We start from the raw sequence: 18,413 nt of genomic DNA, 5'->3' as shown, positions 1-18,413 counted from the left end.
TCGGTCTGTTCGTGGTGCATCGATCACCAACTTCTCCGCTCAGTCAGTATTCGCAACGCTCCAAACGTTGCTTTCAGACCGGCCAGATGCGATTTCATGTCCCAAATACCGAGGTGAATAATCCAGGGACATCCGTCATGCCTCTGTTTTTTTGCTTACATTGTCCGGTAGCGTAAGTGTGGTTAGGTTGGGAGTTGGGATAGTGGTATAGGTCCGGACGGGGTGCGCTGCGACAGGAGATGGCTGGAACGGTGCGAGGCGCTCAGAAGCTAACTCGGCTCCGCCGAGTGGATCTTCTTCGACGCCTTTGTTGTAAGCGGCAAGCCGCTAACAACAACGCCGCGCCTGAGCCATCTCCTGTCTCCGCACACCCCGTCCTTACATTTGCGTCCTAAACATTCATAATTACAATTTCAGAGATTGTAGAAATTAGATTTCGGCTACCGATGTTATGAATGCACTACTCGAGTCTAAGTGATGACTGCTTGTCCGTTACACGATACTATCCTGATACGCAGAATCCAGGGTATGGGCGAAAGTGACGGAAGCAGGTCAATCTGACGTGGTGAGATTGCTGTTAGCGACTTGTCGCTTACAGCAAGGCGCAGGTGGAGATCCACTTCGTCGCAGACGAAGTTAGCGAAGCCGAACCCTCTCCACGACAGATTGATCCTGCTGGAGTCGCTTTCGCCCGCACCCGACAGCTTACTGGTCTACCAAACAAAGAAGACTTACGCTACCGGACCACGAACATTAGGCCTAGCTGAAAAAATGATGCTTTGATGAGTGCTTACTTTTCTTCTTGCGTTGCCATTGTTTTCTGCAAATCTTGCCGGTATAATTGAACTTGTGTTTTTACCAATTGTTTGAGAGGGGTAGTCTATGGCAGCGGGGTTCTATTACATCATCTTCAACCCTGCGGCGGGTTCAGGTACCGCTGTGGATGTCTTCAAGAAGATACGCGCAGTGCTTGATGAGCGCGGCATTCAATACGAAATCAAAGTATCTCGGTATGCAGGACATGCCATTCAACTGGCCAAGCAGATCGGCAGCTTCAACCAAAAGCCTGACGCTGTGATGCTGGTCATCGGCGGGGATGGCACCTTGAACCAAGCAATTACCGGGCTTCGCCAAACCGAGCATCCCGAAATGCCGGTCGCCTACATCCCCGCCGGCAGCGGCAACGATTTCGCTCGCGGTATCAAGATGGCCCAAGACCCGCTCAAAGCCTTGGAGCAGGTCTTGCGGACCGAAAAACCGCTGGTGCTCGATGTCGGGCATTATGTTGAAAAAACACGCCACGATTCCGGTTACTTCGTCAACAACATTGGGGTTGGTTTCGACGCGGCAACCGTGGCGGCGACCAATCGTAGTCGCTTCAAAAAGTTTTTAAACCGCGTGCACCTTGGAAGCCTCGCCTACATGGTCGGGGTCGTCACCGTGTTTTTCTCCCGGAAGCCGTTTCCGGTGGCGGTTTATGTTGACGGCAAGCGCACCTATATCCCACACGCGTTTCTCGTCACGACCACCAACCATCCCTTCTTTGGCGGCGGCGTGCGGATCCTTCCGAGTGCCGATCCCACCGACGGCAAGCTCGACTTGATCGTCGTCGAACATATCAATACCCCTTACTTCTTGTTCCTGGTCTTGCAGCTCTTGTTGGGGCGCCACACCAAGTACAAGCGCGTGCACGTCTTTGAAGCCAACCGCATCGAGTTGGAAACGTCATCGTTAGAGTTTGGCCAGATGGACGGGGAAGAAATGGGGATCCGTCCGTATGAATTAAGCTTTCGTGTCGAACAGCAACGATTCTGGATTGATCCGGACTAACATGAATAAGGCTAGTGACAACGAAATGTTGTCGCTAGCCTTATTTTTATGCCTGGATGCGGTACAAGCACCAGACCATATCGGGCTGAAATGTTTTCAGGACTTGGGTCGGGTCTTCCACCAGCTCTTGGCTGACGATGCTGTAGCGGTACCCGATTTTTTTGTATTGTTCGTAAGCGGCGGCTTTGCTACCGGCGTAATTGATCAGGTAGTCCCCCGCCCCCAGCGTGTGCCGCAGCAGATTCTCGGTTGCGGGATGGATGATCGCCGCGTCTTCTGTATAGCGCGGGTTTTCGATCAAACACATCGGCTGCAGCGGCCGGTTGAAGACCTGCTGCAACGCAAGCCGCTCACTATACTCGTAGCACAGCTCCCGCCAGCCAAAATCCGGCCGCTGGCTTTGATAAGCGGCAGGCAGCAAAAACTCATCGCCAACATAGTCTGCTAAGCGTTCGATGATCTCATCAAAACAGTCATGCAATTGGATCTTTGGCGCGACCACGCCTGGAATGTGCGTCGCCGCGTCGTAACTGTCGGTTGTCTTTGGCCCAAGGGTATGAATAATTGCCATGATAGCTCCTCCTTGATCATCCCGACAAAAAACCGCCCGACTTGCGGCTTGCAAGATCGCGCGGGTAAAAAATCGGTCATCACCCAGCAGATCTAACCACATCTGCTGGAAAAGCTCCTCAGACATGGACGCAAGCCATTACGCGTCCATGAAAGTTCATGGACGCTATCCGAAAAAGCTAAATTCGAATTGGAAACGGTTGGTTGTCATGCTGATGACCTCGATTATTAGAATACGCTCATTAAACCATTTTGAAACGGCTGTGTCAACCAGCCGCCAATATCAGAAGTAATCGCTGAAATACGGCTCGTCCATCGGAATGATGCTTTCCAGCGTTTTCAGCGCCGCCTTCGACGCGTGCAGGCGCTCGATGCGCGCGAGATATGACGGCCGCCGGTAGCTCATCAGCATCGTCGTCAACGTCTGGATATCCAAATCGACGGCTTCGCCGACAGGACGGTCGGTCACCTCAACTTGGCCGTGCTCATCCCACCACAGTCCGAACGTCTTGTTGTTCCAGTCAGCGAGCGGATCAGACACATTAAAATGGATCGGCTTGCCGACTTCTGCAAAAGGATATTCTTTCAAAAACTCCGCGACATCGACGATACGAGCCATGAAATAAGGATGGATGGTTTGTTTGATGTCGCCGTCGTCCAAGAGAAAATGCAACGGCTCGTTTTTATAGATGTTGCCGCGCACGTGTTCGACCATCGAAAAATGGGCGGAGACAAAATTCCACAACCCGACGCGGGCCTCTTGCGTGTTGTAAACCATCTCTTTGATATGGAAGACCTCGTTGGCGATCCAATATAAGACGAAGCCTTGCGGATTGTCGTCTGCATCATAATAAACGCCGGCGGTGCGCTCTTCTTCGTTTTCCCAGCGCCAATATTCATCCCAGTTCAGCTGATCGCGGATCATCGCGCCGTGATTTTGTTTGGCAAAAGCCTGATAGGTCGCGATCACATCGGGATCATCGCTTTCCAGCCGCTCGACGTGGCCGGGCACCGGTACCGGTTGCGGCAACTGGGTGTCTTTAAGGTCGAAGGTCAAATGATCGGACATGATCTCCCAGCCTTTTTTCCGGTAAAACGGGATGCTGTAGGGATAAAGATAAGAGATCCACTGTTTGTGAGCGCGCATGTGCTGCAGCGCGATGCGGATCAGATCGTGCATCAGGCCATGGCCGGCGTATTCCGGATACGTCCCGACGCCAGTCAGCCCTGCCATCTTGACCTGCTTGCCGTGCAGGTTCACCGTGCACGGATAGATCGCCAGCTGTGAGATCAGCTGATCGTCATGAAACCACCCGATCACATCGGATTCTTCCAGCACTGGGCGTTTCGCGCGTTCCAGCTCGCCTTCTTCATAACCAGATTCTTCGACCTCTTTGGCGGTCACCTGAAAAACATACGCCAGCAGATCGTTGAACTGTTCGAGATAGTCCAGCGTCACCGGCTTGATCGTCAAATCTTTGCGTATATTGTCGTCCATCGCCTGCTTCAAACTCCTTTACTCTCGCCCGTCTCACTCGCTTCAGCCAGGTCGCTTGGGCGAATGCCGTCCATGCCGATCATGGGATCGATGCGCTGTTGCGCGACCAAGGCCTCGGTTAAGATGTAGTCTTTCGGGGCGTCATCAGTATGCTTATTATCCGAAACTGATTTGGTTGTGTCAACCGTCTTCGCAGGCATCACTGCCTGCAAACGGGCGACCAGACTGGTTTTGCGGTTGTCGGCCACGGCTTCTACCGCCAGCTCAAACGCCCGCGGGTCCCCCAGCAACACCAGCGATTTGCTAGCACGGGTCACCGCAGTGTACAACAGGTTCCGCCGTAACATCCGCCGCGACGCCAGCGTTAGCGGCAAGATCACCAGATCAAATTCGCTACCTTGCGCTTTGTGGATCGAGGTCGCATACGCCAGCGTGATCTTGGAAAAATCGCTGCGCGCATAAGTCAGCTCGTTGCCGTCAAAATCCAGCACGAGCTCGTCGGTTTTTGAATCACTTTCTTTGGCGGGAACGATCCCGGTGATGAGTCCAATTTCGCCGTTGAAGACATTTTGTTCAGGGTTATTCACCAGCTGCAAGACCTTATCCCCGATACGATATTTACGGTCGCCAAACAAGACTTCCTTGCTGCGATCGCTTTTTTTGGGATTGACGATGTCTTGCAATAAAGCGTTGAGCTGATCGATCCCGGCGGCACCGCGGTACATCGGCGCGAGCACCTGCATCGCGTTGCGATCGAACTTCTGGTTGGCCTTGGCGACCACCTGACCGACGACTTGCGCCAGCTGATTCGGCGGGCACAAGATGAAGCTGCGGTCTGGCTTAGGCTGTTGCCAATCTGCCGGGAGCTTACCGGCGTTGATCGCATGGGCAAACGGAATGATCGAACTTTGAGCCCCTTGGCGATGGATATGCGTCAGCTCTTGAGCCGGTAGCGTCTGTGAGCGCAACAGATCTGCGAAGACTTGGCCGGGGCCAACACTTGGCAGCTGGTCTTTATCTCCGACCAAGATCAAGCGGATTCCGGGATGCAAAGCAGTCAAGAGCGTGCGGAAAAGGTAGGTGTCCACCATCGACATCTCATCGACGATCAACAACCCGTCTGGCAGCTCCTTGGGTTCGTATTCATCCGCGTCGATCGTCAGCCCCAACAGCCGGTGAATCGTGCTTGCCGGCAGCCCGGTGGTTTCGGTCATCCGCTTGGCAGCCCGGCCTGTTGGCGCCGCCAGCATGATGGGAAAAGGTTCGTCGTCGCTGTAAGTGTTGATATCCAACGACAAGTCGTTGAGTTTTGCGTACGTCCGCACGATGCCGTTGACGACTGTCGTTTTACCGGTACCGGGACCCCCTGTCAGCAGAAAGATCCCGTTTTGCATCGCCGTCATCACCGCGTGACGTTGCGTGTCGTCGTATTTAATGCCGGCGGCTTTTTGAACGTCTTTCAAGGCCTTGGCGATCTTGGCTTCCGCCGGCGTGTCCAGATCTGCGCCTAATGCATGCAGGCGGTTGGCGATGGTGAATTCCGCATCATACAGGCGCTTGGGGTACACGCGCTGGTCTTCGGCGGCGATCTTGTTAGCATGGGCGAGCGCCACGATCGCATCTGCCACTTTACTTGGCGTGATCTCAGTATTGCGCGCACCTTCGAGCATGCCAATGGTACTGTCGAGCAGCACCGGCAGCTCGACATAGGTGTCGCCTTCGCCTTCCGTTTGGCTGAGCAAGGTTTCCATCGCGGCGCCTTGCAAGCGGATCGGGGCGTCTGGAGCGATGTTCATCTTCGCCGCAATCGCGTCAGCGCGCTTAAAGCCGATGCCGTCGACGTCTGCGATCAGCCGATACGGGTTTTCTTCGATGACCTGCAAGGCATCGGTGTCGTATAGCTGATAGATCTTGGCGGCCATGTTGGCGGTAAAGCCATAATCGTTCAACCCGATGATGACTTGTTCCATCCCCAAGTTGGCGCGCAGATTGGTGACTAAGGTCTCTTCCCGCTCGGCTTTGAGGTGCAACGGCGCCAGCACTTCTGGATCTTTGAGGATCTTATCAATCGCGGTCAGCCCCAAGGCGTCGACGATCCGCGTCGCCGTTTTGGTCCCGATGCCAGGGAACTTGTCCGAGCTCAAATAACCGACCAGGCCTTCTTTAGAGCTTGGCTTTTCGACTTGGTAGTTGTCTGCGGCAAACTGCTGGCCGTATTTGGGATGGTTGACGACCTTGCCGGTGAATTGGTAAACTTCATCTTCTTTGATATCGCCAAAAGAGCCGGTCACGACGATTTCAGGCTCCGTCCACTTGATGTTGGTGGCGGTGATCGTCACCAGCAAGATCTTGAAGAAGTTGTTGGGATTTTCAAAGAAGATGCTTTTTACGCGGCCGGTAACGGTCTGCGGTGCTTCAGTCATCTTGTTTCTCCGTATGGATGAGATACCCGGCGATGTCGCGCACTTGGTTGGCCTTCTTGTCGTAACTGTCCGGATCTAGGCGCTTGGCTTGGTCGAGATACTTGCTGCCGTCTTCGCCGGCGCCGGTGAGCGCCATGCCATAGGTGAAAAAGACTTGGGCGTTTTTGGTCCGCAGTTGTGGCTCGAGCATCTTGGCGGCTTCTTTGAACACGCCCATGCCGAGCAATAACTCTGCGGTCAACAACGCGGCGTCTTGGCGGTGCGGGGCGGCTTCATGCGCAGTGAGCGCAAACGCCAAAGCCTTTTGCGGCTTCTCGGCGCGCTGGTAACACAGCGCGATCATGTAAGTGGCATCTTGACCGAGCTGATCTTTTAGCGTCGTGAGCTGTTGAAAATATTGAATCGCCAGCTGCCAGTTCTCCTGGCGAAACTGCAACAAGCCGAAACTGTACACGAGTTCGTGGTCTTCTGGAAACAACCCGATGGCTTGCATCAACAGCTGCGTGGCTTCGTCATACGCTGAAATGGCGATCAGCATCGTGGCCAAGGTCGCGTAGCGCTTGGAATCTTTGGGATTTTCATCGATCGCCGCGACGGCGGCGTGGATCGCACCATCGTGGTCGCCTTGATTGAATTGGGTAATCATGTTTTGTTTTGCCATTGTTGCTCCTCTAATCTGTTTAAATCGTGTCTGTCGGATCGAGTTTTTTCGTCATGAACTCAGTATCGTTCCATTTGACCAGCTTGAACGGTAGCTTCGGGCCATGCGCTTCCAGGATCGTGACGCTGCTGTTGGTCAAGCCGCCGTCTTTGCGCATGTCTGCGATCGGTGTTCCCAGCAGGCTTTGGATCAAGGCGACCAGTGCCGCGCCGTGGCTGACGAAAAGCAGATTGGCGTGCCCGGTGTGGTCTTGTTGCACCGCGTCTAACACCACGGGTTGCATCCGCGCGATCAGCTCGGGAAAACTTTCCCCGTCGATGGCACTAGGGTCATAGTCGCCGGGTGCCGCGCGAAACGCATGCAACTCGTGTGGGTATTTCTTGGCCACGTCGCTGAACTTCATGCCTTCCATCTTGCCTAAGTTGAACTCACGCATCCCCACCGTCGTCGTTGTTGGGATCTTCTGATCAAGATCTGCAAGTAGCGTCTTGGCGGTGTTTTGCGCGCGCGGCAGCGGGCTGATGTAACAATGGGCAAATCGAGTGCCGTGTAAGTATGCTGCGAGCTGATGGATCTGCTCATAGCTTTCTGGTAATAGCGGCGAATCGCCGTTAGCGCCTTGATAACGCCCTTCCAGATTCCATTGTGTCTTGCCATGCCTAACAAAATATAATCGCGTCAACGTGTGATCCCCCTTGAATGTTACTTCCTATTATCGCGATTTTGCCGCGTCAATTCAACCGGCCTGCGATATAATCGAGACAATGAGAACTGGAGGCCTTTACAATGGAAGATTTCACCTTTTATAATCCCACCGAGATCCGCTTCGGTGATCATATCGATGCCGAGCTGGCAACCACGTTGAAAAAATTCGGCACCCGCGTGTTGCTCGTTTACGGCGGCCAATCGATCCATCGCTCGGGGCTTTATGACCGAGTACAAAAACTGCTCGCGGGCTTTGATGTTGTCGAACTCGCTGGTGTCGAACCTAACCCCAAAATCGCCTCGGTGCGAGCCGGCCAACAACTCGCGCATGACCGCGACGTCATTTTGGCCGTCGGTGGCGGTTCGGTCGTCGACTGTGCCAAAGTAATCGCGATGGCAGCCCACTACGACGGCGACCCGTGGTCTTTGGTGGTCGATCGCAAGCTCGCCGCCAAACAAGCCATGTTGCCGCTGGTGGATATCTTGACGCTGGCGGCGACCGGCACCGAGATGAACATCAACGCCGTGATCTCAGACCCAGATCAACACCTCAAGCTCGGCGCGCGCTGTCCCCACGGGCCGGCGGTGTCGTTTCTCGATCCCCGCTTGACCACCACGGTGCCGGCATCACAAACCGCCGCCGGGTCCATGGATATTTTCAGCCACCTCTGCGAACAATACTTCGACCGCGCGACGCCTAACGACGCATCTGCCGGTATGATCGAAGGCCTGATGCGCACGGTAATTACCTGGGCGCCGGTCGCCATCACCCATCCCGATAACCTAGACGCCCGGCGTAACTTGATGTGGACGGCAACCGCCGCGCTGAACGGTTTCGTCGGCGCCGGCACCGGTTCCAGCTGGTCTTGCCACGCGATGGAACACCAACTGTCTGCGGTTTATGACGTCACCCACGGCGTCGGGTTGGGTATCTTGACGCCGCGCTGGATGCAGTATTGTCTCGATCACGACGCCAGCACCCGCGCGCAATTCCAGCGCTTCGGCCACCGGGTCTGGGATCTGCCTGCCAATGCCGATCCACAGGCGGCCATCGACGCCACTTATGCCTGGATCAACAACCTGGGCTTTGGCATGACGCTTCCAGCGATTGGGATCAAAGACGACTCGCATTTTGCCGAGATGGCCGCCCGTGCTGCCGCTCACGGCTTGACCAACGCGTATGTGCCGCTGGATCAAGCAGCCGTCACTTCGATCTACCAGGCTTCAATGACCCTCGGCACCAACTAAACCAAAAAAGATGTGATCGACTCCGCAACTTGCGAGGTCGATCACATCTTTTTTACGCCTTGGCCAACAATCTCAGCGGCTTGCGACTCCCGTACAAAATCACGACCGTCGCGGCCAGATAGATCATCACCCAAAACAGCGACCCTGCCAGCAGCATTGACTGTGTCGCCACCGGGGTCCCGCTCGTGCCGTGGATGGCAACGGCGATGAAATCCAGGCTGAAGTGAAAACTCATTGGCGCCAACAGACTGCCGCTGCGCAGATACAGTGCGGCCAGCATCATTCCCATGGCCGCGGCCTGCAGGTTCTGCATCAAGGTCATGAACGCGCCTTGATGCGTGAGGTTGATCAGGTGTAAGCCGCCGAAAAGTAAACCAGAAACGATGATCGCCGGCCACATCCCCCAATGCTTGCGCAACTGGGCAAACACGATGCCGCGAAACATGACCTCTTCTGTCGCCGCGGCAACGATCCCGACGACGATCCCATTGACCACGCGCATACCACCGGCGACTTTCCAGGTCACTACCGCGATCACGAGCCAAAACAGCAACAGCAGAATGGACGTGACCCACTTCAGCGGTGTGACGTGCAGTTTTTGATGTACCAGCCAGCGATTCACACCTAAGATCAGGAGCAATTCCAGGCCTTTGTAAATCAGCAGGTGTGGAGCGTACGCCAGCTGCAAGAGCCGCGTCCCGTAGCCGATGACGTATTCGCCGACGAGAATCATTAGCCCCAACAAAATGACGAGGCGAATTCCCCAGTTGAGTTTGTGCATGTTATCCTCCGATATTGCCGCGCTGTGGTAACAGATTTTTCGTGTACGCCAAGGCAAACAGGCCAAGGTTGAGTAGCACCAACGCCCAAGATGCGGCGTGCCCGAGTGGTTGTCCACCGAGCAAAACAGTGGCGATCATGACGCCCCAGGCCAACAACCACCAGGCCGCCGTGCGGTCATGCCGCAGACTGATCAAACTGCCGCAAGCAAGGACGACAAGCCCCGCCAACAGCCAAACCATGCTGATGATGTGATTGTCCCCTCGGCTGATTATGACACCCCCCAGACCGACAATCAAAACAAAACTCAGGCAGCCCATCCCCATGCGCTGCTTCGTTCGTCTGCTGAGACGGTTGAAATCAAATCCGCGAAAAAACCAGGTCCCGACCAGCATCGCCGGAACGATCAACAGGCCATCGAAGTCATCGATCCGCCACCGCATCGGTTGGCGAAACAACCCTTGCAAAAAGAAAAACGCGGCAAAAAGATTCACCCACGGCCACGCCAAGCCAAGATACTGGGTAAAACGCTGGTGCGGCAACTCTTTGAGGATTGCATCTGCGGCGGTCTGCGGATCGTTGCCAAAATGACGCTTGGCTGACTGGCCCGAATCGATTGCAATCGTAACGCCATCTAGGATGTCTGCGATGACATCTTCGATGGCTTCAGGATCCTTCGTGAAATCTGAACGCAGATATCCGACCAGTGTTTGCAGATACACGCGATCGATCCCCTTGATTGCCGCCAATTTTTCATCGTTGCGCGTTTTCATCGCAATCCTCCATCAAATCACCCATCGCCCCAACGAGCTGCAACCAACTCGGCACAAAATCTGCGATCGCCTGTTCCCCAGCAGGCGTCAAACGATAATATTTGCGATCCGGTCCCGTCTTGGAACGATGCCTGGTCGCACTGATTAGTTGCCGTTTTTGCATCTTCAGCAACAACGGATAGACGGTGCCTTCGGGAATCGCCCCGAAGCCACGTGTTTCAAATTGTTTGCAGATGGCATAGCCATAGGTTTCGCCTTGGGCAATGATCATCAACAACGCACCTTCGAGTGTTCCCTTCAACAACTGACTGGGAATTTTTGTCATCGACTCACCTACCTTGCAAAGCAAAGTATACAGGTGGATATGTTGCTTTGCAAGGTAGTGCAAGATAAAAAACAGACGCGGCCGGCTGGCCGCGTCTGTAATCAAAGGTTCACGTGGAAATTCCGGCCCGCGTGTGCGGGAAATATACTTAACAAATCCCAGTCTGACGGCATCCTCAATCTGCCAATCACCTAAATTTGATTAACTTGCCTAAACCACTACCTGTATTTCTGCCGTCATCATCTCATAAGCAGGCATCGAAAAACTACCCACTGTACGCAATAAAAAACGCCTGTCGTGAAGACCAGGCGCATCTCTAATTTATACGTACTGCAAAACCTTGGCGTCGTTGTATGCCACGTCGATGGTGCCACCGCCGTAACACTCGTCGCCGTTATACACGACAACGGCTTGCCCTGGCGTGATGGCCCGAACAGGCTCGTCGAAGACCACCTTGGCCTTGCCACCGTCTTGCATGGTGACGGTCACGCCAACGTCGGCTTGACGATAGCGGAACTTGGCGGTGCAGTGGAACTCGTCTGCCGGTGCAGCACCGGTGAAGAAGTTCATGTCGCTGGCATCAAGGCTGGTTGCCATCAAGTGGGGGTTGTTGAAGCCTTGGCCGACATACAAGACGTTTTTGCTGAGGTCTTTACCAACCACGAACCATGGCTCGGAATTCTCGGAGTTACCACCGATGCCAAGCCCGGAGCGCTGACCGATGGTGTAATACATCAACCCGTCATGCGTCCCCTTCTCAACGCCGTCGACTGTCATCATCTTACCAGGCTGGGCCGGCAGATAAGTCGATAGGAACTGCTTGAAGTTCCGCTCACCGATGAAGCAGATCCCGGTAGAATCCTTCTTCTTGGCAGTTGCGAGGCCGTACTCCGCAGCGATCGCACGGACCTCAGGCTTTTGCAGATGACCGATTGGGAACATTGCCTTCTTCAGCTGTGCTTGGGAAAGCTGGCTGAGGAAGTAGGTCTGGTCCTTGTTGCCATCCGCGCCGCGCAACATGTGCACGATACCGTTTTCGTCGGTCGTCGTCTGTGCGTAATGCCCCATAGCGATGTAATCCGCGTCAAGCTCTTCCGCATAATCGAGGAAGGCCTTGAACTTAACTTCCTTATTACACATTACATCTGGATTCGGCGTACGGCCGGCCTTATATTCATCCAGAAAATATTGGAAGACCCGATCCCAATATTCCTTCTCGAAGTTGATCGAGTAATAAGGAATGCCGATCTCGCTGGCGACCTTCGCGACGTCTTCGTAATCTTCCGTCGCGGTGCAGACGCCATATTCGTCGGTGTCGTCCCAGTTTTTCATGAAGACGCCAACGACATCATAACCCTGTTGCTTGAGGAGCAAGGCGGTGACGCTTGAGTCGACCCCGCCTGACATCCCGACGACAACGCGAGTATTACTGTTGTCCATAGTTGAACCACCATCATTTCATTAGATTGCTGAAAGCATTGATTTGAAGGTCAAGATTCCAGTCACAACATTATAGCAATAATTGTGGCGCTTGACAAAAAGTAAGCTGGCCTGTAAGCAACACCCGTAATCCAATTGTCATTGTGGTAAGATAATTTTTTCGTTATACTTACCCACGGGGAGTTGTGTAACACCAGCGCCTTAGATAGATAGGGCCTGGAGGTTACTGTCGTGTTAGGATTTGCGATCAGCGTATCATTTCTGACAACATTATTATTGTGTATTTTTTTATCCCTTGGCGTCACTTCCCTGATGTACTGGATACAAGAACGGGCGATCTCACCTTTTGTTGTTACTCATCGCAAGGGCATCATTCGCACGGCCGGGTTGGTCTATCTGGCGGTGTTATATCTCACTCAAGGCGCACTGTATCGCCTCAACCCGACAATGAGCCTGGTCGGCTGGCACTGGGCGTTTTTGAATCTGATGTTGATCAGCCTCTATGTCATCGCGGTTCGCATCGGTGATTGGATTACCGTGAGCATCCAAGAACTCTGTTGCGCGGTATACCTGGGTATTTATGCCCAACCACTCACGCCGATTGTCATCATCATCTGGCTGGTTTGGGTGCTGGTGTTATCTGGGCTGATTGTTTTTCGCCAGTCGATGCAAGTACACCGCTACTGGGATTATCTTGGGATCGTCGTGCTCGGATTGTCTGGTATCGTTGGGATCTACGTCTCGCGCCCGCGGACGTTTGATGCTTGGTGGTGGGTACGCGACGTCGGTGCGTTTTTGATCTTAGGGGTGATTGTGGCAGAATATAACCGCCTGACTGCCCGAACAGATGCGCAGACCGCGACGTTGCAGCGGGTTTCAGCCTATGAACAGATGACGCGCGAAACCATGTTTGTTCACGATCAAACCACGCTGTCGCAGATGTTGAATGAAGCCAAAAGCCAACATCAACAGTTGACGATCGCCGCGCTTGACGTCGATCGCTTCGGTGAGTTCAACCAACGTTATGGGTATCTCGCCGGCAACATCGCGATGGTCGCCATCACCGATCGCCTTCGCCAATTGCTGGCCGAGTTCGACTTCAAAGTCCGCTTATTCCGCTCCGGTGGTGAAGAGTTCACCGTCGCCTTGCTGGGGGCAGATGCCGACCAGGCCAACCAAGCGATCAACGATTGTCTTGAAAGCGTGCGCCGACAGCCGTTTCCCGTCGATGGTAAACAGGTGGCGATGACGCTGTCGGCCGGCGTAACTGCCGTCCATGACACTGATCAAAGCATCAATGAAGTCTACAAGCGTGCCGACGATCGCCTCCGGATCAGCAAGCAACACGGCCGCGATCAGCTGCAAAGCGATACCTCCCCGGCAACGATTGCCGCCGTTCCCCAGCTGACCTATTTTGCGCAACCGATCGAGCTGGTTACCGACTCCGGCGTGGAACAATGGGGAGCAGAGCTCTTACTGCGAGAATTCAATGCCGCAACAAACCGCTGGCAACTGCCGGCGAAGTTTGATATCCATGTGGAAAAGCAGATCGCATTGATGACCGAGATCATCAATCGCAGTAAGCTCAGGTGTATGACGATCAACCTCACCCTCGCGCAGTTTTCCGATGTCAACACCGCCAGCGCGTTGGCAGGTTTTGCCACTGCCGACTATGGCCCGGCCGGGTTGATCGTCGAGATCATTGAAGTGCCTGACCTCAGCACGATCCGCCGCGTCACCGCCATTTATCGAGACGCCGGCATCCGCGTGTTCATCGACGATGTTGGTTCAGATAATACCTATGAGCTCGTGTGTCAGATCCTGCCCTACATCGACGGCATCAAGTTCGCCATGCAAAACCTGCGCCAGCATGAATCCCTCAAGCGCATCCGCGAGCGTGTCACCTTCTGGGTCAACGTCGCTAAGCGCGAAGCAAACCTCGATTTCATTCTCGAAGGCGTCGAAGACGAAGATGACGTCAAGTTTGCCAGAACCTTAGGCATCGATTATTTCCAAGGTTATTACTTTGGTAAGCCAAGCCTTCCTGAAGCATAGCGTCTTGCATGCAAAAAGCCTTTCGCAACAATTTGCGGAAGGCTTTTTTTGATTACGCGTCTTGCAAGACCTGACGATCAATCAACTCTTTGACGATGTAGTTATACTGCTCGACATTGTCGGCGGTTTTATCCGTCTTGAAGATGTTGAGCGCCTTAAGGCCGTTGCCGGTGGTCACGCTCATTTGAAAAGCAGACAGGTCTGCTTTGAACGTGATGCGCAGCTTGTTGGCGGCGGTGAACGGCGACTTGGGATCCAGCGAACGCTCCAGCTGGAAGTTACCGTTTTTGGTCTTAACGAATCCTAGATCCATCAAGGTGTACCGCTTCACCTGCGGACTGATCGCGTATGTCTTCGGGTCGCCCAACGCGGCCCCGGTAGTTGCTAATGCCATGTTATCCCCTCCGTCAATGAATTAACTTCAGTTTAACACGCAAGCGCTCACTTGGCACGCGCCAGCAAGCGCTTGGCGATCCGGATCAACGCCTGGGCGAACGCATCGATGTCAGCTTCTGTCGTGTTGCGGCCGAAGCTGATGCGGATGCTTTCGCTAATCCGCGGTGAATCTTCCCCAAACATCGCAATCAAAACGTGTGATGGTTCCAAGGAGCCTGCGGTACAAGCCGAACCACCGGAAACGGCAAATCCGGCCAGATCGAGGTTCGTCTGGAGGGCGTAGGTCGACAGGCCATGCAGCCACAAATTGAACACATGGTTCGGGTTGTCGGCTTTGATACTGCCGTTGACGTCATAGGCGATACCAGCATCATCCAGCGCCGTCATGATCTGGTGCTTGAAAGCGAGATAATGTGCCTGGCGTGCGGCTTTGACCTCAGGCGTCAACAGCGACACCGCCTTGGCAAAACCAGCGATACCGGCGACGTTTTCCGTACCGGCCCGACGCTTTTTCTCCTGCTCGCCGCCCAGCAAGAACGGCTTGATCATGAGATCCGCGTTCCGATACAAGAACCCGACGCCCTTGGGCCCGTTGATCTTGTGGGCAGACGTCGACAACAAATCGACATGGAGCGCCTTAACATCAATGTCTAACAGGCCATAGGTCTGTGTGGCGTCGGTGTGGAAAACGGCTTGGTGGTCGCGCAGACGGTCACCAATGGCGGCGATTGGCATGCGCGAACCGACCTCGTTGTTGCCCATCATGATCGACACCAAGATGGTCTGGTCGTCGAGCGCGGCGTCAAAATCATCGAGGCTGATCTCACCGTTGGCATCGACGGGCAGATAGGTCACCGTGAAGCCTTCTGCTTCTAGTTGCTTCATCGACTGCATGACGCTGGGATGCTCGATGGCGGTGGTGATAATATGCTTGCCGCGGTCAGCGCGTTCATGGGCGGTCATGCGAATGGCGGTGTTGTTACTTTCAGTCGCGCCACTGGTGAAAATGATCTCATCTGGCTTGGCGTTGATCGACTCCGCGATCGTCTTGCGGCTGGCGTCTAACACGGTGTGGGCGGTACGCCCAAACCAATGCGTCGAGCTGGCGTTGCCAAAATCGTTTTGCATCTGCGCGGTCATCTCCGCGATGACTTCTGGCGCCATCGGGGTCGTAGCGGCATTATCAAGATAAACGTGTTGCATGATGTTGCACTCCTTTTTGCATTAAGCGAGCTGGTGTAAATAAGCCAAAAGCATTTGTGCAGAGCGTTTGCCGGCATCGATGATGAATTCATCGAAGGACTGGCCGGCGTTTTCGTCGCCGACGTCGCTCATCGCCCGGATGACCACGAAAGGCACGCCAAATTGCGTGGCGACTTGTCCGATCGCGGCGCCTTCCATTTCGGCGGCCAAAGCCTGCGGATAGATGCTTAAGATCTTCTTGGTGGCGTCGGCGCTGGCGATGAATTGATCGCCAGAAACGATCAGCCCGACCTTGGTTTGCAGATCCACGCTGTGCGCGGCCGTGGCGATAGCTTGAACCAAATCAGCGTCTGCGGTGAATTGTTGGGGTTGTTGCGGCAGTTGGCCAAGCGCGTAGCCAAAGGCCGTGGCGTCAGCATCGTGGTAAGCCACGGCGTTGGAGATCACGACGTCGCCAACATGCAGGCCGCTGCCGATACCGCCGGCAGAACCGGTGTTGATCACAACGTCTGGCGAGAATTTCTCAAGCATGATCGCGCAGGTCATCCCCATCTGCACTTTCCCGATGCCAGATTCGACCAAGACCACCGCGACATTGTCGATGGTGCCTCGATAATAAATTTGGTTGGCAACCACGGTTTCTTGTTTGCCTTCCAGCTTCGCGAGCAAGGCCCGCAGTTCTTCTTCCATTGCGCAGATAACGCCGATTGTCATGATAAAACTCCTTTTCTCTGTCAAAAATCTCAATAACCAGTGTACGCTTATTTTGCGTAAGCGGCAATCACACAAGGAACAAAACCAGGCCGACCACGATGATCAACACGATTACGATGCCGATCGCCCAGTTCAACTTTTTCTTCATGCTATTTACTTTCTTATAAGTACGCTCGTCAAATTCAGTGCCGACTTTGGGCCGCTTGGCCTTGCGCTGATCGCGTGCGTATTCGCGCTCAACATCTTGCCGCTTGCGATCGCGCTGTTCAGATTCCTGTGCGGCGGCTTGTTGCGCCTGTCGATACGCCTTGCGCGTCTTAGGCTCTTCTTCTGCCATCGCCTTCACCTCCTAGATTTGCCCACAAGGCCAGACCCAACACCGTTTTGGCGTCACAAATGACGCCGGCGGCTTGTTGGACCTGTGCTTGGGCCAAGCTCAGCCACTCACCGACGACGGCCTCGCCATCGTCTTGCGGGCGCTTGTGAGACACTGGCGCCAAGCCCTCTGCCACAAACAAGTGACACTGGGCATCAGAAAATCCCGCCGCCTGATAAAAAGTGCTCAGCGGCCGCCAGTTGGTCGCCTGCAGCCCGGCTTCTTCGTTCAACTCGCGCTTGGCCGTGGCCAGCGGTTTCTCACCCACTTCGATCCGCCCGGCGATCAGCTCCAAGGTCTCTTGACCAAGCGGTGCGCGCCACTGCCGCACAAACAGCGCCCGCTGCGCTTTATCCAACGCCAACACGCCTGCAGAGCCGGTCGTGTGCACGACCTCGCGCAACGCGGTGCGACCGTCGGCCAAGCGGACCGTCTGGCGTTTAAGCGTCAAGATCTTGCCGGTGTACAGGGTTTCTTCAGATACGAAAGTTTCTTTTGCCACGTCTTGTCGTCCTTTTTTCTTCTGATTACTTTACCCATGATACCAATGCCTCGTCATCATGCAAAGGACTTAACGAATTCTTGATTAATCTCCACCCCAAGGCGGATATTGCCATAGGGATTATATGGTAAACTGGTGGCATACACCGAATAGGAAGTGAACCAGGTGAAAAAAACAAACCAACGTATCCGCTGGTGGCGGGTTCTTGTCTGGGGCATCGGCGGCTTTGCCGTCGGGATGCTCTTACAACACATTGGAATTGCGATTTTTGTGGGTATCGTCTTTGCCTTTGCGCGCTTCATCGGCGAGCTTTCTCGGCCGCGCCCGGCGCAAACCGAAACGACCCCACCACTGAAGCCGGACATGGCGGCACACTATCAAGCTTCCGGATTGGACGAACAAGAAGTCGCTTTGTTCCGCGAGACCATGGACAACGTCGCCGATCAGATTCAGACATTCGAAGCGGTCATCGACCGCGTCCCGAAGCTCAAGGCGATTGCGAGCAACCAGGATCTCGTCGCGGTATTGCACGCCTATTTCAAAGCGATCGTGCAGGCGCCTAAACAGATGAGCGCTGCCGGCCATTTTATTTACGAGCAGCTCCCTAATCTGGTCCGTATCGTCCAGAAATACGAGGCCATCGATCACCACGAAGTCAAAACCGAAGATACTTATGCGGTGTTGACCACGGCGGCGAACACGACCGCAGATTTGGCCGAAGCGATCCGCCAAGATTACGCGAACTTCGTTGAAGCCGACATCGATTCTCTAGAAGCCGACATCAACCTTGCCAAAAAACAGATTCCAGAAGCCACACAGACCTTAAACCGGCGTGTCGATCTTTCTGGCGTTACCGAAAAAGAAAAGCAACACAGCCGCTGACGCTTGGTTGCGCGATCAAAGGAGCAGCAATT

The 18,413-nt window shown here is 54.4% G+C and carries 18 protein-coding genes; 4 read left to right on the top strand and 14 right to left on the bottom strand.

All coding sequences use genetic code 11. The features are described from left to right. Positions 1-882 precede the first annotated feature (882 nt). Positions 883-1,830: a diacylglycerol/lipid kinase family protein gene (locus tag ACYVRB_RS03400; RefSeq protein WP_461213547.1), complete on the top strand. Its 948-nt coding sequence runs from the start codon at positions 883-885 to the stop codon at positions 1,828-1,830. 46 nt (positions 1,831-1,876) lie between these two features. On the opposite strand, the gene ACYVRB_RS03395 is transcribed toward ACYVRB_RS03400, so the two are convergent. The 5 genes from ACYVRB_RS03395 to ACYVRB_RS03375 form a co-directional block, all read right to left on the bottom strand. Further along, entirely contained in the window at positions 1,877-2,401 is a 525-nt protein-coding gene (locus tag ACYVRB_RS03395; RefSeq protein WP_461213545.1) for a hypothetical protein, read from the bottom strand. A 282-nt stretch (positions 2,402-2,683) separates the two neighbouring features. Continuing rightward, complete coding sequence (locus ACYVRB_RS03390) at positions 2,684-3,898, bottom strand: GNAT family N-acetyltransferase (protein WP_461213544.1); 1,215 nt, start codon at positions 3,896-3,898, stop codon at positions 2,684-2,686. Positions 3,899-3,906: 8 nt separating this feature from the next. After that, the gene (gene recD2, locus ACYVRB_RS03385; RefSeq protein ID WP_461213542.1) at positions 3,907-6,321 is read right to left on the bottom strand and encodes an SF1B family DNA helicase RecD2; all 2,415 of its coding nucleotides are present in this window, start codon (positions 6,319-6,321) and stop codon (positions 3,907-3,909) included. Continuing rightward, entirely contained in the window at positions 6,314-6,982 is a 669-nt protein-coding gene (locus tag ACYVRB_RS03380) for a tetratricopeptide repeat protein (protein ID WP_461213540.1), read from the bottom strand. Before ACYVRB_RS03380 ends, recD2 begins: the two co-directional genes overlap by 8 nt. 19 nt (positions 6,983-7,001) lie before the next feature. Then, positions 7,002-7,664 carry a histidine phosphatase family protein gene (locus ACYVRB_RS03375; RefSeq protein ID WP_461213539.1) on the bottom strand — a complete coding sequence of 221 codons (663 nt, stop codon included), beginning with the start codon at positions 7,662-7,664 and terminating at the stop codon, positions 7,002-7,004. A gap of 104 nt (positions 7,665-7,768) precedes the next feature. Between ACYVRB_RS03375 and ACYVRB_RS03370 the strand changes: the two genes are divergently transcribed. Further along, entirely contained in the window at positions 7,769-8,935 is a 1,167-nt protein-coding gene (locus ACYVRB_RS03370; protein ID WP_461213537.1) for an iron-containing alcohol dehydrogenase, read from the top strand. Positions 8,936-8,987: 52 nt separating this feature from the next. Here ACYVRB_RS03370 and ACYVRB_RS03365 read toward each other — a convergent pair whose 3' ends face one another. The 4 genes from ACYVRB_RS03365 to mnmA form a co-directional block, all read right to left on the bottom strand. Continuing rightward, on the bottom strand, positions 8,988-9,716 hold the full coding sequence (locus ACYVRB_RS03365) for a lysostaphin resistance A-like protein (RefSeq protein ID WP_461213535.1): 729 nt from the start codon (positions 9,714-9,716) through the stop codon (positions 8,988-8,990). A gap of 1 nt (position 9,717) precedes the next feature. Beyond that, entirely contained in the window at positions 9,718-10,488 is a 771-nt protein-coding gene (locus ACYVRB_RS03360) for a hypothetical protein (RefSeq protein WP_461213533.1), read from the bottom strand. Next, complete coding sequence (locus ACYVRB_RS03355; protein WP_461213531.1) at positions 10,469-10,813, bottom strand: PadR family transcriptional regulator; 345 nt, start codon at positions 10,811-10,813, stop codon at positions 10,469-10,471. The genes ACYVRB_RS03360 and ACYVRB_RS03355 overlap by 20 nt, the downstream gene beginning before the upstream one ends. Before the next feature lie 321 nt (positions 10,814-11,134). Further along, positions 11,135-12,253 carry a tRNA 2-thiouridine(34) synthase MnmA gene (gene mnmA, locus ACYVRB_RS03350; RefSeq protein ID WP_461213529.1) on the bottom strand — a complete coding sequence of 373 codons (1,119 nt, stop codon included), beginning with the start codon at positions 12,251-12,253 and terminating at the stop codon, positions 11,135-11,137. A gap of 312 nt (positions 12,254-12,565) precedes the next feature. Between mnmA and ACYVRB_RS03345 the strand changes: the two genes are divergently transcribed. Further along, entirely contained in the window at positions 12,566-14,308 is a 1,743-nt protein-coding gene (locus ACYVRB_RS03345; protein WP_461213527.1) for a bifunctional diguanylate cyclase/phosphodiesterase, read from the top strand. Positions 14,309-14,360: 52 nt separating this feature from the next. Here ACYVRB_RS03345 and ACYVRB_RS03340 read toward each other — a convergent pair whose 3' ends face one another. The 5 genes from ACYVRB_RS03340 to ACYVRB_RS03320 form a co-directional block, all read right to left on the bottom strand. Further along, on the bottom strand, positions 14,361-14,702 hold the full coding sequence (locus ACYVRB_RS03340) for a DUF1831 domain-containing protein (protein ID WP_461213526.1): 342 nt from the start codon (positions 14,700-14,702) through the stop codon (positions 14,361-14,363). A 47-nt stretch (positions 14,703-14,749) separates the two neighbouring features. After that, positions 14,750-15,907: a cysteine desulfurase family protein gene (locus ACYVRB_RS03335; RefSeq protein ID WP_461213524.1), complete on the bottom strand. Its 1,158-nt coding sequence runs from the start codon at positions 15,905-15,907 to the stop codon at positions 14,750-14,752. 21 nt (positions 15,908-15,928) lie between these two features. After that, positions 15,929-16,624 carry a 5'-methylthioadenosine/adenosylhomocysteine nucleosidase gene (locus ACYVRB_RS03330; RefSeq protein WP_461213551.1) on the bottom strand — a complete coding sequence of 232 codons (696 nt, stop codon included), beginning with the start codon at positions 16,622-16,624 and terminating at the stop codon, positions 15,929-15,931. Between the two features lie 64 nt (positions 16,625-16,688). Next, positions 16,689-16,958: a hypothetical protein gene (locus tag ACYVRB_RS03325; protein ID WP_461213522.1), complete on the bottom strand. Its 270-nt coding sequence runs from the start codon at positions 16,956-16,958 to the stop codon at positions 16,689-16,691. Continuing rightward, entirely contained in the window at positions 16,939-17,499 is a 561-nt protein-coding gene (locus ACYVRB_RS03320; RefSeq protein WP_461213521.1) for an NUDIX domain-containing protein, read from the bottom strand. The genes ACYVRB_RS03325 and ACYVRB_RS03320 overlap by 20 nt, the downstream gene beginning before the upstream one ends. A gap of 165 nt (positions 17,500-17,664) precedes the next feature. Between ACYVRB_RS03320 and ACYVRB_RS03315 the strand changes: the two genes are divergently transcribed. Then, entirely contained in the window at positions 17,665-18,381 is a 717-nt protein-coding gene (locus tag ACYVRB_RS03315) for a 5-bromo-4-chloroindolyl phosphate hydrolysis family protein (RefSeq protein ID WP_461213519.1), read from the top strand. The last annotated feature ends 32 nt before the right edge of the window (positions 18,382-18,413 follow it).

It is taken from the genome of Lacticaseibacillus boliensis (genome assembly GCF_054784775.1).
This window is presented reverse-complemented; position numbering and strand designations above follow the sequence as displayed.

Bases quoted from the DNA above. Each gene is read 5' to 3' on its own strand.
- ACYVRB_RS03400 (WP_461213547.1), top strand. From the start codon at position 883: ATGGCAGCGGGGTTCTATTACATCATCTTCAACCCTGCGGCGGGTTCA.
- ACYVRB_RS03395 (WP_461213545.1), bottom strand. From the start codon at position 2,401: ATGGCAATTATTCATACCCTTGGGCCAAAGACAACCGACAGTTACGAC.
- ACYVRB_RS03390 (WP_461213544.1), bottom strand. From the start codon at position 3,898: ATGGACGACAATATACGCAAAGATTTGACGATCAAGCCGGTGACGCTG.
- recD2 (WP_461213542.1), bottom strand. From the start codon at position 6,321: ATGACTGAAGCACCGCAGACCGTTACCGGCCGCGTAAAAAGCATCTTC.
- ACYVRB_RS03380 (WP_461213540.1), bottom strand. From the start codon at position 6,982: ATGGCAAAACAAAACATGATTACCCAATTCAATCAAGGCGACCACGAT.
- ACYVRB_RS03370 (WP_461213537.1), top strand. From the start codon at position 7,769: ATGGAAGATTTCACCTTTTATAATCCCACCGAGATCCGCTTCGGTGAT.
- ACYVRB_RS03365 (WP_461213535.1), bottom strand. From the start codon at position 9,716: ATGCACAAACTCAACTGGGGAATTCGCCTCGTCATTTTGTTGGGGCTA.
- ACYVRB_RS03360 (WP_461213533.1), bottom strand. From the start codon at position 10,488: ATGAAAACGCGCAACGATGAAAAATTGGCGGCAATCAAGGGGATCGAT.
- ACYVRB_RS03355 (WP_461213531.1), bottom strand. From the start codon at position 10,813: ATGACAAAAATTCCCAGTCAGTTGTTGAAGGGAACACTCGAAGGTGCG.
- mnmA (WP_461213529.1), bottom strand. From the start codon at position 12,253: ATGGACAACAGTAATACTCGCGTTGTCGTCGGGATGTCAGGCGGGGTC.
- ACYVRB_RS03345 (WP_461213527.1), top strand. From the start codon at position 12,566: ATGTACTGGATACAAGAACGGGCGATCTCACCTTTTGTTGTTACTCAT.
- ACYVRB_RS03340 (WP_461213526.1), bottom strand. From the start codon at position 14,702: ATGGCATTAGCAACTACCGGGGCCGCGTTGGGCGACCCGAAGACATAC.
- ACYVRB_RS03335 (WP_461213524.1), bottom strand. From the start codon at position 15,907: ATGCAACACGTTTATCTTGATAATGCCGCTACGACCCCGATGGCGCCA.
- ACYVRB_RS03325 (WP_461213522.1), bottom strand. From the start codon at position 16,958: ATGGCAGAAGAAGAGCCTAAGACGCGCAAGGCGTATCGACAGGCGCAA.